This window comes from Vibrio hepatarius, from assembly GCF_043642085.1.
Taxonomy (GTDB): Bacteria; Pseudomonadota; Gammaproteobacteria; order Enterobacterales; family Vibrionaceae; genus Vibrio; species Vibrio hepatarius_C.
Window position 1 is genome coordinate 407,131 of the sequence record NZ_JBHZSA010000002.1, and the last position, 16,204, is coordinate 423,334.

Below are 16,204 nucleotides of genomic sequence, written 5' to 3' on the forward strand. Positions count from 1 at the left end.
AATGATAAGTATGCAACTTATAAGGTTAATAAGGATATGAATCAATTAAGTAAAATATCATTAGTGGTGGGTTGTCTCGGCTTTTCAACGGTGAGTATTGGTGCAACCGTGATTGCCGATGGTCGAGGCAATGGTATGGGTAATACCGGTGTGACGAGCGCGGATTATCTATTGGCTCCTTTCTATAACCCTGCTTTAACCGCTGTTCATCGTGATAGCGACACATTTGGTATTCTTGTACCAGCGATCGGTGCCAATGTTCGTGATACCGACGGTTCACTTGATACCATCGATAGCCTACAAGATACGATTACAAGTTTTGAGAATAGTGGTAGTACTGATCCCGCTATTGCGACTCAGCTAAATGGCTATTTGACCGATTTGTCAGACGACAAACCTCTTGCCGTCACTGGTGGAGTTGGTATTGCTGTCGCTATACCAATCAACACACTATCAGCCAATATTTTCACCCGTGGTTATGCAGAGGTTATCGCTGTTACAGCAATAGCGCCAGACAATGGTAATGGACTCACTGAAGTCACCACTCGTTATGAAAACTCCGAAGTTGATATGATCGCGTTTGGCTACACAGAGTTTGGTGTTGCGCTCGCCAAACGTATGACAGTTCAAGGCCAAGATGTTTCATTTGGTATCACACCCAAGTATCAGCAGCTCAAAACTTACAAACAAAACCTTTCGGTTGAAGATTTTGATGTCAGTGACTATGACGAAAGTGAAACCAAAGAGAATGCGTTTAATATGGACTTAGGTGCGGTTTGGTTCTATGACGCTTATCGAGTAGGTATCGCAGTCAAAGATCTATTTTCCAAAAAAATCGATACGCTAAATGTGGGGAGTGGCGTGAGTACGTATAAGCTTAATACACAAGTGACTGTGTCAGGCTCTTACGCAATGGAATACTTAGTCGCAAGTGCGGACTTAGATCTAACTTCCCAAGAACGTTTTTCTGATTTAAACGATGATACTCAGTACTTCCGCCTTGGTATTGAAGGAAACGCGTTTGGTTGGGCTCAACTAAGAGCGGGTTACGAAATGGATCTAGAAAGTACCGTGGATGACTCAGTAACATTGGGCGTCGGTATTAGCCCTGGTGACTTAGTTAGTTTTGATCTAGCGGGAAGTTACGCTGGTAGTAACCAATTCGGTCTTTCAGGCAATTTAGCTTTTACGTTCTAGACACTATACGGCATAATAGAAATCCTGAGATAAATGAATGAGTTGGATTCATTCATTTTATCTCAGTATATAAAATAACGAATAAGGCGCTAGAAACTCTAATATAATAAATAGTGCTCAGTCTAGTTGGTTACAAGAGAAATTTGCATGTCAAAAACGCTAATATTATCGATATTCGCTTTATATTCTTCGGCTTCATTTGCCCACACTACTCAAGTGCTGAATGGTTACTGGCAGTACGACGAGTACTTAGAAGCTCATCCAAAACAACAACAGCTTACGGCTCAACTCAGCGACGAAGTTCGCCGTTATCCCACCCCTTTAGCGGTTCAGCAGCAAAAGCCAGTGACTATCTCAGTTGTCTATCCTGGGCAGCAAATCTCAGATTACTGGAGCCGTAACATCAAGGCGTTTGAAACGCGCCTAGAGAAATTAGGGGTCAGTTACAGCATCAACCAAGTATTTACTCGACCTAATATAGACGTTAGGCAGCAGAGTCTTTCGTTACTAGAAGCGGTTCAAAATGACACCGATTACTTAATTTTTACACTCGACACGACGCGTCACCGTAAGTTTATAGAGCATGTCTTAAGCTCAACCGATACCAAATTGATACTGCAAAACATCACGACTCCTGTTCGCGCGTGGGATCACCAACAGCCATTTATGTATGTTGGTTTTGACCATATCAAAGGCACGCGAGTGATTGAAAACTACTATAAGGAACAAGTAGAGAAAGAAAGCCGTTACTCAGTGCTCTATTTTTCTGAAGGTTACGTGAGTGATGCTAGGGGTGACACATTTATTGAAGAAATGAGCCACCATGATGACTATAAGCTCTCGTCTTCGTTTTATACCAAAGCGACTCGTGACTCAGGCTATCAAGCCGCGTTAGCTGCGATTGAAAAAGATCCTAGCCTCAAATTTATCTATGCATGTTCAACAGACGTGGCGTTAGGTGCGGCAGATGCATTAACTGACCTTGAGCGTACAGACATTTTATTAAATGGTTGGGGAGGCGGAACTGCAGAGCTCGAAGCGATCGCAGAGAAGCGTTTAAACGTGACGGTAATGCGTATGAATGATGATACGGGTATCGCGATGGCAGAAGCAATCAAGTGGGATATTGAAGGCCGAGCGGTTCCTCATGTCTACTCGGGAGATTTTGAATTAGTGACCAGTGAAGATAGTGCCGGCAAGCTAGAGAAACTAAAACAGCGCGCGTTTAGGTATTCGGATCAGTAATGAGAAGACTTTTCTCACACGGCAATAAGAACCGGCTTGCCACGATACTGACCAACTCCATTTTCCTCGTAATTGGGGTATTGATTATCGTGATGGTGTTACAAAACTATCAGGTTAATCGAGAGGTAGTATCGCAAGAAATCGGTCGGACTAAGCAGCAAACAAAGAGTCTGGTTCAAGAGATTTTCAATCTTAGGATTAAGTCTCTAGAAATCCAGCAAGATAGCTATAGTCGAAACCGTGTGCTGCTCGAAGGGCTGCTGAGTGATGACGCTCCAGCCCTTGGTCGATTCTTTAATGGAATCGACCAAGTCTCACCTGATCTGGCACCAGATTTTCGTTTTATCTATAGCGATGATGAGATTGTTTGGGATGATGCAAATTATCAGTTCTACGGTATTTCTGAACAGCAAATTCTACATCTTACCGAAGATATGGTGAGTGGAACGGATTGGTATATTTCGCAAACACCATCGAGCATGGGCATGCGTTATTTGATGATGCGACGAACTGCTATCATCGATCTCTATACCGGGGAAGTGGTTGGCTTTCTATTTATCGGTGTGGTGCTAAATAACAACTTCTCTTTAGTCAATGCAATAACGAAAGGGGGCAATGCCGATGAGATACTTTTGGCGGTTGGCTCACAAGTGATCGCGGCGAGTACAAAGGACCAAGACTTTCAGCATATCGAGTGGCTTGAGCAATCTTCGCATTCCTTAAATGCAAGCCGTTACATGGTGTCGAAAACCGACCTCACCATTAATAATGTGCCGACCTTTCTATCGGTTTATACCATTCAGGGCAACGAACACGTTGTCCAATTTGTTCGTAGTCACTATGTGTGGATCGCGATAGCGAGTCTTTTAGTCATGTGTATTGCCATCTATACGCGCATTTGGGTCGGTAAAAGGGTATCCAAAGAACTACAGAGTCTGATGAAGTACGCTGATACTTCGATCCAACGCCAAACCGTTAGTGACTTCGCGGGTTCAAGTATTGAAGAGTTCCATCAGATAGGGAACTCGTTCCAGCGTTCCTTTAAACGATTAAATGAGCAAGAAAAGCAGTTTGCAGACCTATTTAACTTCTCTTTGTCGCCAGTGACGTTATGGAATGTTGAGGGACAGTTGGTTCGATTCAACCCATCGGCTGAAAGGTGCTTTAAAACCGATAAAGCGCGTCGATTGCTGATTGAGAGTCTTCAACCGCATATAAGAATGTGTGCTCAAGGAGCGACGTTAACTGGTATCAATACCACTATTGCCAATAAAACCTTCCGTTGGAATTTATCACCGATTACTACAGACAGCAGCGTGATGCGAATTATGGCGCAAGGGCAGGATATTACGAGCTTTATTGAAGCTGAGAGGCAGAGTGAAGCGGCAAGGGAAGAGGCCGAGGAATCCGCGCGCGTGCGAGCAGACTTTTTAGCCAAAATGAGCCACGAACTCCGCACACCACTCAACGGTATCTTAGGGGTTTCCCAACTGTTGAAGAGCAAAATGGATGATCCTCGTGATGTCGAACACATGGAGGTGCTGTGCAATAGCGGTGAACATCTCTTAGCAGTGCTGAACGATATCCTTGATTTTTCAAAGATTGAGCACGGTAAGTTTCACATCGAGAAATCTGCGTTCAGGCTAGCTGAGCTGACCAATACGGTTGAGAAAATATTCACACCACTGTGTGATAGTAAAGGTGTCGACTTTAGCGTTGAAAGTAACATCGATGCTGAAAGTTGGGTATTTAGCGATCAAATTCGCTTGAACCAGATCATGTTCAATCTTGTTAGTAATGCGGTTAAGTTTACTCATCAGGGGCACGTTCAAGTAAGCGTTAATGCACTAGAGCAAGATGGAACGACGTTTCTGAAGGTTGAGGTTTTTGACACTGGGATTGGTATTGAAAAGAGTAAACTGAAAGATATTTTCGAACCCTTTGTACAAGCCGAATCAACGACGACTCGTGAATATGGCGGTAGTGGCTTAGGTCTAGCAATTGTTCGTAGTCTAGTGTCGATAATGGATGGCGAAATTGAAATTGAAAGTGAAGTCGCGAAGGGGACACATTTCACCGTACATGTTCCGATTCAGTTAGGGATGAATCCGACCTTTCTGCCGGAAAATACTGGTCTTTTGGCTGAGCCAGCGACCATGTTTGACGAGCAAGTACATGTACTTTTGGTCGAAGACAATCATACCAATGCCTTTATCGCCAAAGCGTTTTGCGAAAAATATGGCATGAAAGTGACTTGGGTAAAAGATGGTTTGCATGCGATCGATTTCTTGAAGAAAGATAGTCAAGTCGCGCTTATTTTGATGGACAATCAGTTACCCAATTTGGGCGGGATAGAGGCGACAAAGATTATCCGTAATGAGCTGGGATTGACCATTCCGATCTATGCATGTACCGCAGATGGTATGCAGGAAACGCGGCATTCGTTTTTGAGAGCCGGAGCAAATTACGTGATCGTAAAACCGATAAAGGAAATTGCGTTAAATAAGGCGTTTTTACATTTCAAAAAAAACTATCATCAACTGGCGACATTAAAATAGAAAAAGGGCTGTGAACACACAGCCTTTTTTCTATTCGTTAATATCTAGACTGACTTTAGCGAGCCAGTTTTTGGTGAGCGCGCGAAAAGTGACCAGCACAAAAAGCGCCAACAATAGATAACTCGCCAGCTAGGCACAAAGCGGCTGCTACTTCTGCAAGTGCTTTCGCTTTTCCATTACCGTGTAGGTTCATCAGCTCTAGGCAGGCTTTTTGGGATGGTAAGCTTGTACCGCCACCCACAGTGCCAACCATGATATTGGGTAAGGTTACACAGGCGTAAAGCCCGCCTGTTTTACTCACTTCCATGCGTGTTATGCCTACCGCTGACTCTGCCACGCAGGCTGCATCTTGGCCACACGCAATATAAAGCGCAGCCAGAGCATTAGCGTAATGAGCGTTGACGCCAATACTGCCACTCAATGCCGCTCCAGTTGTTGTTACTTGGCCAAAGCGCGACATCTCTTCCGGTGTTGTGTGTAGATATTTTTCCACAAGGTGACGCTCGATGTGAACTTCTGCGGTAACCTTTTTACCGCGAACATGGCGCAGCGTATGAGAATTGGCTTTCTTGTCGCCGGACAGGTTTCCATCGAGGAAGGCTTCCTCAGGAGTATGAGGAGAGTTCTCTAATATGTAATGGAATACTTCGTTGGTTGCGATGGTGACCATATTCTGGCCTGAAGCATCGCCAGTGCGGTATTCAAAGATGAGGTAAACATGGTTACCTTCAATATTGACATTGATGTCATGCAGTTGACCATGAGAGGTTGTGGACTCAGCAATGCGCTTGAAATGATCATACTGAGTGACCACCCATGCAACGAACTGACCAGCGTCGATTAAGGATTCGAATAAAAATACCGGTGTACGTGTTACCCCTTCATTAATCAACATCGCACTTGCGCCACCAGCGGCGGTAATTAACTGAGCGCCACGATTATAAGAAGCAACAAGGGCGGCCTCTGTAGTGGCAAGGGGGACCAGGTAATCATCTTTGGCATGCAAGCCATTCACACGTAATGGACCAGCAAGACCGACAGGGATTTTTACTGTACCAATAAAATGCTCAATGTTCTTATTGTATAGAGAGGCATTTTGTAGAGTTTGCTTGTCTAGCAGTATGTCCTGATCTGTGAATTGACCAACCTTTTCCCAGCGTTTAGCTAATGCTTTTTCGGTTATATATGGGCTAGGGGTTAATCTTAACGTTGAGCGAGCAAAGTTAGGACTGAGCTTTTGTTCTAAAGTGGAAGTGCAGTGTTCTGGCTGGAGAAATTGAGTAATATCGCGAGTAGATAGATTGAGTTTCGGCATTTCAAATTAAAACGATAAATTTGTCTGCATTCTAACGTATAGGGTAGGGAAAACAACGACTGTTTAATGTATTGCTACAATTTAAGCTGGAGCTTAGTGTTAAACATGAATATCAAGCAATGTACCAATCATATCTTGGTCGCGCTGCATCACATTCGTACCCACCCGAGAGTAACGTTCGGAAGAATTTAGCTTGTTGATGGCGTCAAGGTGAGAAAGGGGAGGTTCAGCATGGAATTCAACTTTGTTGAATTCGTATGTATTATCTTTTGGGATTGAGAGTTCACGTTGAGTCTGCTGTATTTCAAGCGCAGCGTCTTCGGCCATCTTCGATGACATATCAACGATTTGATATCCGGATTGAACGGAAGAGACTGGCATATACACCTCCACTTAATTATAGCTTAAATGCAGCTATGAGATTCAGCAAGTTTGGTTATGCAAACAGGCTCGAAATCAGTTTAAGTTCTTCGTCGGTGATAGCGATTTTCTTATCTGCGTCTAACTCACTGTTGATCTCACATTTCAGTACGCGCAATTGCTGAGCCGATAACTTCTTCAACTGCTTCTTCATTAGTTCAAATTGTTGTTGAGTCATAGTCCAAAACCTCCGACATCTTGTTAGCGTGTCATGTCAGAAAAATCCGTTCTTCTGTGTAAGAATTATCTAATTTTAATTTTATTTGGCACAGCTCAAATTTTGTCCGAACAATGTCAGGGCGTGTAAATAGTAGGTAAGGAGGTTATAAATTAGCCAAATTACGTAAACAGTTATAATAAATCGGTTACGTAATTTGGGTTGAGGAAGGATTTATGATTACTTCTGGTCGCTATGGTTTACTCTGACGGCAAATTTACTCGCTAACGAGTGTAATTCAGGCAACATGCGATAGATGAGATGGAGCTGCTGCAGCACCATGCGAACGGAACTGTCGTCCTCATCACGCCACTCTGCCAATCGTTGTTCAAGCGCTGGATCATCGATATCGCTAGTATCACAGGTGTCGCAGTGTTGATTGAGTTGAGCAAACAGAATATCTAAATGCTGATGAATGACACGGTGGGCATCGAGGATCAGTTTATGTGTCGTTTCATCAGCAATCTGGGTTCTATGTGCCCCAAGAGCAGAGACATAACTCAGTAAAGCGTGATTGAGCGTTAAGAAGCGATAACTTTCATTGATAGCGGATTGATAACGGCCCGGCTCAGCTAGCATAGTGCTAATCGCATTGGTCAGGTTGGCATCTTGGTTGTGTGCGCTTCGACGTGAGATACGGTAAGACAAGCTGTCCTTTTTACCGATGCGATATTGGCCAATAATCTGCGCCAGGTAATTCTTATTTGCCTCAATGGCATCTGCCATCACTTTATGTAATCGCTTAGACTGCCAATCAGGTAGGATTAAAGCAACGGCTGCCACGGCCAAAGCGCAGCCGACTAATGTATCGGCGAGTCTTGGCAATACTACTGCGTAGCCTTCACCCAGTTGGTTAAAGCAGAACAGCACCAGTAGAGTAATAAAGCCTGTCGCATAGCCATAATTTGCTAAGCGGAATGCAAAAAAGGCAACGCCTGAGACAACAATAAACACTAACTGGCTCTCTTGCGACGGGAAGAACGTCAGCAGAGGCACACCGATGAGCAGACCTGCAAAAGTGCCGAGAACACGGGCGACAAGCTTTTGTCTTGTAGCGCTATAGTTGGGTTGGCATACGAACAATGTTGTAAGCAGAATCCAATAGCCACGTTCAATATCGAATAGTTGAATAATGCCGTAGCCGACGGTCAATGCAATCGACATACGAACGGCATGCCTAAACAGCATTGAATCTTTACTGAAATTGGATTTTATCTTGGCCCACATCGCTTTAATCGAGTGAGCTTCAGTATCATCGAGAACATCTTCTTCGAGTCGGTTCGCATCAGGGTTATTGACGTTACTGAGCTGCTTTTCGACGGTCGCGAGGTTGTTAAATAGATAACCTAACTGACCAAGCAACAAGCGCCATTGAGGATTGTTTTGTTCTTGTAAGTAATTGAGTGAGTTCTGCAGTTCATCAAGCGCGATCACCGAGTCATCGTTATGTTGATACTCCTTACCTAATAGAATGGCCTCCGCGATTTCTCTACACGACTGAGCTTGTGTTTCCATTAGATGTTTGAAGCGAAACAACACATCAGAGCGTTCGAAGTGATGTGCTAAGTCTTGGTAACGGTAGTGCGTTGAACTAATACGCTCATGAATGTCTTGAGCAAGAAAGTAGATATTCAAAAAACGGTCACTTGCGCCATCGACATGACCACGTTTAGAGCGGCTGAGAAACGTTGCTTTGCAAGAATTCAAAGCATTTACCGTTGCAGCGTTGAGTTTTGCCTCAGCAATACGGTGAGGTTGAGGAACCATACTACTCACCGGGTGAAACAGCTGACTTTTAGAGTCAAAGTAGTTAGCCATTTGCAAAAAGACGTTGGCAAGGCTCTGCTGCACGGGTTGCATCGGCCAAAACGCATGCCAAATCATTGAGACAAAATAGTACCACGCTGCACCAGTTAATAGCAGTAAGGGTTGAAACCATAGATTGATACTTTCATGCGCGCCAAGCATGGCATAAATTGCGATAAGTAATGAGCCAAATGCGATACTAGCGTAGCGCGGACCAATCGCACCAAGCATGATGAAGCCAAACGTAGAAATAAACAGGCCTAATGCGAACAGCCATGGAGTATTAAACAGCAGCTCAATGGATAGGGAGGCGATGGCAAAACAGACAAGGGTGAGAGATTGAGATTTAAGTCGACCAGTGAAACTGTCGTCGCTTTCTGCCAGTGCTGCAGCAATAATACCGAGGATCAGTGGAATGATCAGTGAGTTTAATTGAAAGTACCATGATGGAATAACAACCCCAAGCAAGGCAATCAATATCAAAAAACTATAGTTGATGGTTTTGTTCGCCCAATGATGGCGCAACTGACTAATAAAATTCACTAGAAACTACTTTTGACCGATGATTATCTGCAATGTATCGATTTGTCTATCGTAACGCCCTGATCCAAATAAAGATACCGAAGAGTTTGATGAAGTTTTGCCCAATTGGGGCCTTGACTATTTATCGTCAATTAAACTCGAATTGGCCTCATGTCCAATGGCCCGATATTTTTGTCTTTATTTTGTCACAAGCAAAATCAATTGCGTTATGATGTTTGCAAGGGAATTTAAAGGCTTAGATATAATGCAGCTAACAGCAAACAAGACTGCACAGTTTTTCATCCAACGCGAATACAATCAAATTGAAATCACCCAAGATGCGCTTATTCTAAATTCAGAAACTCGCCAAGAGACGATTCCATTCAACGTATGGAGCGGCCGCGTACAAGTTAAGAACGGCCTAGTCTGGGGGAGTTTACTCTTCTACGCATACAGTGAAGAGGGCGCTGAACAAGCTTGGTTAGTCCAAGGTCTTCCTTTATCTAAATGTCGTGAATTTGCCCGCTTCGCCGTTGCCACGTATCAGCAGTGGCATAAGAAGCAGTGCGTTCAGTTATTGAAACATTTGCCAAAGTGGGAAGAGAGCTTAAACCTTCTTCGTTTCCAGCCGTCTTTTCTTACGCATTCAGCACTTGGTGAGTGGCGCACGAATCTGAACAACGATTTCAACTCTATGGAAATGGATCTTGAGGATGCATGCTTACGTATGCCCAATAGAATGAGCGATATCGAGTCTTGGTTGGTTGAAGAAAATGACGCACTGCCTCAGCGTAACGATGAGTGGATGGCAAACGAGCTAGAAAACTGGCAAGTTCTTTTCTCTCAGATTGAATCATCACCTCTAAATCTAAGCCAAAAGCGAGCTGTGCTGCTAAATGATGATAACAACCTTATTCTTGCTGGTGCCGGTTCGGGCAAAACCAGTGTATTGACTGCACGCGTCGCATACTTATTACAAAGTCATCTAGCGCAAGCCAGCGACATACTGATGTTGGCATTCGGTCGAGATGCAGCGTCGGAAATGAGCCAGCGATTGAGTGATAAAATTGGTAGTGGTACGGAAGGGATCAAAGTGAATACCTTCCACCAACTTGGCCTTTCTATTTTAAATCAGGTCGACGGACAGGGCGCAACTTTGTCTCCGCTGGTGTCTGATGATAACCAGCGTCACAACTGGTGCATTGATTGGTTGAAAAAGCATTGGATGACGCCAACTAATTTTAAACGCTGGCAAAAACACTTGTCTAAATGGCCTATCGCGTATCTAGCGGGTGATGAAGAGTTAGGTAGCCATGTAGAGAACCCGAAATTGATTGCTTGGCTTGAAAAGCAAGTATCTCAACTCGCGACAATGGGCTTAACGAAAAAAGAGCTTCAGCAACTGCTGGTGGATAACTCAGAGTATACGCGTTTAAACAGCGAGCTCGGTTTAGTGTGGCCATGCTATCAGGCTTGGCAACAACAGCTCAAAGAGCAGGGTCATATCGATTTCAACTTGATGATTTCGAAAGCCACTCAGCATGTGAAAAGTGGTAAGTTTAAATCCCCGTGGCGCTATATCATGATTGATGAGTACCAAGACATTTCACCACAGCGCTTGCAACTTGTTGAAGCGTTATGCCAACAAAGCAATGATGAACACTGTGTGCTCTTTGCCGTCGGTGACGATTGGCAGTCTATTTATCAATTTGCTGGCTCAGATGTTGATTTAACCACTGGCTTTGAGGATCGTTTCCCTCATTCAACAGTGCACTACCTAGACACGACTTATCGCTTTAACAGTAAAATTGGCGAAGTGGCTAATCGTTTTGTGCAACAAAACCCGGCCCAATTAGAGAAAGAACTCAATAGTCACAAAGAACAGAAAGCCAAAGCGGTTAATTTAATCCCGAGCAATAATGTCGAGAAGGTTCTCGATCAACTGAATCGCAGCGCTAAATCAACTCAAAGTGTGTTGTTGCTGGGACGAAATCATTACCACAAGCCTGAGCTTCTTTCAGATTGGCAGAAAAACTTCGCCTTGCTTAAGATCGACTTTATGACTTGTCACGCCAGTAAAGGTAAAGAAGCGGACTTTGTTATTGTTGTTGGGGTGGATGAAGGTCAGTTCCCAGCAAGGGTTAAAGCGCTGCATCTCAGTGATGCATTGACGAAATCGAAAGATACCTTTGCTTATGCTGAAGAACGACGATTGTTTTACGTAGCATTAACCAGAGCAAAGAAAAAAGTTTGGGTTTCCTATTCAGGTTCAGGCTCATGCTTTGTGAAAGAATTGATTGAACAAGACTACCCAGTGACGGTTTCGAAATAATAAGAGGATCTAATGAGCGGCCAATTTTGTATTGTATTAACCACGACAAACACAGAAAGCAATCGTAAAGAAATCATCGAGCAGGTATTAAAACGCGGATTAGCGGCCTGTATTCAGGCGATGCCGATCGAGAGCCACTATGTTTGGAAAGATGAAGTGTGCACAGATAAAGAAACCTTACTCATCATGAAAACAAAAAAAGCCTGCTACGCCGAGCTTGAACAGGTGATTGTGGAACAGCATAGCTATGATGTTCCACAAGTGGTGCAAGTGCCATTTATTGAAGGTTTTAACCCTTATTTAGCTTGGATTGAGCAAAACACGCGTTGCTGAGTCGACGGCGACTGGGCGTTATTATTTGAATACGCTAATTTATCTAATTACAGATTTTGTTGAAAAGTCGTCATCTTGCACACTCTTAATGCAAATGAAACGCGTATTCGGTTTATCGTTTGCTTTACCAAAATGTCACATTTACAATCTGCGTTTCACATACATAACTATTAGAAAGTAAAGTCATGAAACTGGAAACTGTCGATTATCAAGCTGAAAATGCCGCCGAGCTATTTGTTACCTCTCTCCGTGAAACGGGCTTCGGTGTACTGAAAAATCACCCAATTCCAAAAGAACTTGTAGAGTCAATTTATGAAAATTGGTACAAGTTTTTCACTTCAGATCGCAAAGAAGAATTTCACTTTAATGTTGAAACTCAAGATGGTTATTTCCCACCAAATGTTTCTGAAGTTGCGAAGGGACACTCTGTTAAAGACATTAAAGAGTATTTCCACGTTTACCCTTGGGGTCAGATCCCTGAAGAGTTGAAAGAGCAGATCTTAGATTACTACAACCGCGCTAATGCATTCGCGGAAGAGTTGCTAGGTTGGGTTGAAGCGCATGCTCCAGCAGATGTTCAGGAAAAATTCTCTATTGCTCTTTCTGAAATGATCAACGGCAGCGAAAAAACACTGCTGCGTATCCTTCATTACCCACCAATGACTGGTGAAGAAGAGCCGGGTGCGATCCGAGCAGCAGCTCATGAAGACATTAACCTTCTTACGGTACTACCAGCTGCAAACGAGCCGGGCCTACAAGTACTAAGCAAAGAGGGTGATTGGTTAGATGTACCGTGTGACTTTGGTAACTTAATCATTAACATCGGCGATATGCTTCAAGAAGCATCAGGTGGTTACTTCCCATCAACAACGCACCGAGTGATTAATCCAACAGGCGCGCGCCAAGAGCAGTCACGTATTTCATTACCACTGTTCTTGCACCCGAAACCAGAAGTTGTGTTATCTGAGCGTTACACTGCAGATAGCTACCTAATGGAGCGTTTAAGAGAGCTTGGCGTTATCTAACCGCGAATGATTAGTCGGTAACTAATGTTGCAGGGCCGGGGATGTCGATAGTGAATATCGTACCTTGGCCCTTTTTACTTTTGCAATCTATCGTGCCATCGATTCGAGCAAGCACGTTGTAGACAATCGATAAGCCTAATCCCGTTCCGCCGTTCTCACGGTTGGTACTAAAAAACGGATCAAATATCTTATTTTGGTCTTCTTCATCAATCCCGTTACCATTGTCAGCGACGGTAATCCGTACATACTGGTCGTTGTAATCGTCCATTCTTATTGTCACAGTAGGGTGCTCAATATCTTCAAACGCATGGTTCTTAGCGTTTAAGACCAAGTTTGAAATAGTATGATAGATAGCACCAGAATCTGTTTTTACTTCAATATTTTGGAAGTTTTCACACTTAATTTCTATTCCTTTCATATTGGGGCCAAGTGCTAAAATAGTGTCATTGATTTTTTGCCCAATGTTGAGTTTCTCAATCAGAGAATGGATATTATCAGATGAGAGACGTTTGAATCGCTGGATAATATCCGCAGCTCGGGTTAGGTTACTGATCAAAATACGGGTGACATCGCGTGAATGGTCTATGAATTCGTCTAAGTCAACTCTGGTTAATGTACTCTCTTTGACCTTTTTTTCGATCTTATCGGTTAAGTCCTCTAGGTGTGTAGACGTCGTGATGCCCAATCCTACTGGCGTGTTAATTTCGTGCGCGACACCGGCAACGAGTTTTGATAGAGAGGCTTGTTTCTCCGCTTCTATCAATTGATTCTGCACTGACTGAAGCTGCTTGATGTTGTTTTGTAGTTCTTCATTTTTGTTCGTCAACTCACGAGCGTGTTGTTTTCGCTCGTCGAGCCGTTTTTTCACTAGGTTCAGGACATAGAATAGAATGATCTTCAAAATGATCGCTTCCGTGACCGTAGTAATAATGACGGCCCAGAAGGCCCACTTAGAGTTTTCTTGAGCTTCAATGTAGATCTCGTCACTCAGCGTGACGAGATGATTATTATAGGCATCGACGTCGGAAATCATCTTGTCGTAAGTATTTTTTGCATCAGTGGTGATATGCATAAATTCTGCAATTCGAATACCTTCTTCTGAATACTCTAAAGTTTGCAGGACAGTTGCTCGGTACTCTAACCATGAGCTTCGTATCTGCAGTGATAAACTTTGAATTGTCGAATCCAAGTTAGAGTTTTGAATTTCTCGCTCAATACCTCGATCTATCAGCGCGATATCTTTGTCAATTAAAGTGATGATCTCACGCTTGGTCTTGGCGTTAGGAGCCATAACCAGAAACATGGTGAGTTGTCTAAGTTCAGATACCGGATAGGAAATTTCTTGGTTGTTTTGGTTGACCAAATAGACCGAGTCGTGAACTTGTCGAATTGAGGTATTGACCTCATTCATACTATAGATGTTGTACAGGCCTTGTAAGACAAGTACCGTCGTTGTCGTGATAAACAGCAACAGTATCTTTTTAGATAGGCTATCTCCTGCGAATCTCCCCATTTTACTCTTCTCCTGATGTCATCACTTTAATTGGCACCTTTAGCTCCTCAGGGTAGGCTGGCTCTTTTCTTACAGACCAATGGTAGTCACTGACTTGAACTTCCCACAAAGGGAAAACGGCAGAGGTACGTGGCTGGAATATGATCTCTTTATTTAGGGCGATGATATTAAAAGGACTCGGCAAACTGAGTTGGTAATTCATGTGTCGAATATGCGTGAGGAGATCACGTAGCCGTTCGATATACTCTTCAGAGGTATAGGGCGTAGCAATAAAGTCATTAATTAACTTATCGAGGTTTTTCTCAGGCTGAGTGGTAGACCAGACAGAACTGGAATCAAAGATAAAGAAGGAGACCCAAGGGTTTCTCAGCCAATCGAAATTGGGCCATAGGACAAGGTCAAAATCGATATCGTTGGACTGACTGCGTGCACCTATGGCGCTAGTGAACATCGCAGATTCTGAATCGGCGATGATCAATTGCACATCAAAGTCGAATTTCTCTAGGTAAAACTTAATGTCGTTGAGCATATAACGCATGCTTTCTTGAGCTAAAAAGCGCAGTGGAATCTTTTGGGTTTCTTGATATCCATACTGAATTTTGTATTCGTTCAAGCGTTCCCGCATTGCTTCACGGTTTGATGCTGTCGAGCTTGGTTGATGTGCGTCGATTTGCTCTAATGCTTCACTCATGCCATAAAACTGCTCGGGAATGGAGGCATAGGTTGGCCTGCCTTCGCCGTTCATGGAGAGTGATACCAGTGAGTTTTGGTCGATAAGGTTATTGATGATTTCACGAACTTCACGCTCTTGGAATATTGGGTTACCGGTGAATAAGTTAAATCGCGCGATGTAGGTATTGGTGGATTGAAGCCGACTGGTCTTGGAATATGGAGCAAATATCGCTTCTAGTTCATCGGAAAACAAAACCGGTGTAATATCGATGTCGCCCTCTGCATGCAGCGCTTTATCTTTCGCCTCTTGTTGTGTCATCCCCATATACAGGGTGAACTTTTCAACCTTCGCTGCGTCAGGATCCCAGTAATAGGGGTTTCTTTCCAGTACCGCAACGTCACTGCGACGATTTCCCTCAATGTATCCTTCTTTTAAGATGTAAGGACCTAAACCATAAGGGCCAGCTTCCGCAAGATTAGGACAGAATGGTTTCCCGTTCCAGCCATGCTTTTTGAGGTAGGCTTGTGTGTAAAACTGCAACCATATAGCATCGTAGAGTAATAAACCGTAATCTTCGCTTAGATGAAAGCGTACTTTGTATTGAGAGACTTTCTCTACCTTGGTTAATATGCGATGGAGCTTGGTGAATGTGTAAGGCTCTTTAACGAAATACTCCATATTAAGTAGTACGGCGTCTGCATCGAAAGGTGTTCCATCTTGAAACCTCACCCCTTGTCTTAAGGTAAACTCGTATAGGGTCGGACTAATGATCTCATGACTTACTGCCATGTCATATTCCCAACCTAACTCATTATTCGCTGGGCGAAAGAGTGCCCCGTTGATTGAATGCGAACTCGCAATGTAGGGAAGGTTAGGTAGATAGACCTTAACATGTGAACCCGCCTTGAGTTTCCCGGTCGCAGTTTGTGCACTGGTATCTTCTCTAAATTGTTGCTTTGCGATACTTGTGATGGGGAAGATCAGGTTGGCGATGAGGACTAGTGCAGTCGTGTTACGAGCAAGAGAAGCAAGCATAATGTGCTCCTAG

12 protein-coding genes are annotated in these 16,204 nt (G+C 43.6%); 6 read left to right on the forward strand and 6 right to left on the reverse strand.

All coding sequences use genetic code 11. The features are described from left to right. Window positions 1-36: 36 nt before the first annotated feature. From ACHUFZ_RS04945 to luxQ, 3 genes are all read left to right on the forward strand, one after another. Window positions 37-1,197: a conjugal transfer protein TraF gene (locus tag ACHUFZ_RS04945; RefSeq protein WP_394126157.1), complete on the forward strand. Its 1,161-nt coding sequence runs from the start codon at window positions 37-39 to the stop codon at window positions 1,195-1,197. 147 nt (window positions 1,198-1,344) lie between these two features. After that, window positions 1,345-2,442: a substrate-binding domain-containing protein gene (locus tag ACHUFZ_RS04950; protein ID WP_394126158.1), complete on the forward strand. Its 1,098-nt coding sequence runs from the start codon at window positions 1,345-1,347 to the stop codon at window positions 2,440-2,442. Further along, a complete protein-coding gene (luxQ, locus tag ACHUFZ_RS04955; protein ID WP_394126159.1) occupies window positions 2,442-5,000 on the forward strand; it encodes a quorum-sensing autoinducer 2 sensor kinase/phosphatase LuxQ in 2,559 nt (852 codons plus the stop codon). Before ACHUFZ_RS04950 ends, luxQ begins: the two co-directional genes overlap by 1 nt. A 55-nt stretch (window positions 5,001-5,055) precedes the next feature. On the opposite strand, the gene ACHUFZ_RS04960 is transcribed toward luxQ, so the two are convergent. The 4 genes from ACHUFZ_RS04960 to yccS form a co-directional block, all read right to left on the reverse strand. Further along, the gene (locus ACHUFZ_RS04960; protein ID WP_394126160.1) at window positions 5,056-6,315 is read right to left on the reverse strand and encodes a hydroxymethylglutaryl-CoA reductase; all 1,260 of its coding nucleotides are present in this window, start codon (window positions 6,313-6,315) and stop codon (window positions 5,056-5,058) included. A gap of 99 nt (window positions 6,316-6,414) precedes the next feature. Continuing rightward, complete coding sequence (locus ACHUFZ_RS04965; RefSeq protein WP_394126161.1) at window positions 6,415-6,696, reverse strand: hypothetical protein; 282 nt, start codon at window positions 6,694-6,696, stop codon at window positions 6,415-6,417. Between the two features lie 55 nt (window positions 6,697-6,751). Then, window positions 6,752-6,913 carry a hypothetical protein gene (locus ACHUFZ_RS04970; RefSeq protein WP_394126162.1) on the reverse strand — a complete coding sequence of 54 codons (162 nt, stop codon included), beginning with the start codon at window positions 6,911-6,913 and terminating at the stop codon, window positions 6,752-6,754. 219 nt (window positions 6,914-7,132) lie between these two features. Further along, window positions 7,133-9,301, reverse strand: a complete 2,169-nt coding sequence (gene yccS / locus ACHUFZ_RS04975) for a YccS family putative transporter (protein WP_394126163.1) — start codon at window positions 9,299-9,301, stop codon at window positions 7,133-7,135. 244 nt (window positions 9,302-9,545) lie between these two features. On the opposite strand from yccS, the gene helD reads away from it, so the two are divergent. The 3 genes from helD (at window position 9,546) to ACHUFZ_RS04990 (ending at window position 12,970) form a co-directional block, all read left to right on the forward strand. Next, window positions 9,546-11,612: a DNA helicase IV gene (helD, locus tag ACHUFZ_RS04980; protein ID WP_394126164.1), complete on the forward strand. Its 2,067-nt coding sequence runs from the start codon at window positions 9,546-9,548 to the stop codon at window positions 11,610-11,612. 12 nt (window positions 11,613-11,624) lie between these two features. Further along, the gene (gene cutA, locus ACHUFZ_RS04985; protein WP_394126165.1) at window positions 11,625-11,945 is read left to right on the forward strand and encodes a divalent-cation tolerance protein CutA; all 321 of its coding nucleotides are present in this window, start codon (window positions 11,625-11,627) and stop codon (window positions 11,943-11,945) included. A 185-nt stretch (window positions 11,946-12,130) separates the two neighbouring features. Then, window positions 12,131-12,970: an isopenicillin N synthase family dioxygenase gene (locus tag ACHUFZ_RS04990; protein ID WP_394126166.1), complete on the forward strand. Its 840-nt coding sequence runs from the start codon at window positions 12,131-12,133 to the stop codon at window positions 12,968-12,970. Window positions 12,971-12,980: 10 nt separating this feature from the next. Here the strand turns inward: ACHUFZ_RS04990 and ACHUFZ_RS04995 are convergent, their stop codons facing one another. Continuing rightward, a complete protein-coding gene (locus ACHUFZ_RS04995) occupies window positions 12,981-14,483 on the reverse strand; it encodes an ATP-binding protein (RefSeq protein ID WP_394126167.1) in 1,503 nt (500 codons plus the stop codon). 1 nt (window position 14,484) lies between these two features. Then, complete coding sequence (locus tag ACHUFZ_RS05000) at window positions 14,485-16,191, reverse strand: ABC transporter substrate-binding protein (RefSeq protein WP_394126168.1); 1,707 nt, start codon at window positions 16,189-16,191, stop codon at window positions 14,485-14,487. Window positions 16,192-16,204: the final 13 nt, after the last annotated feature.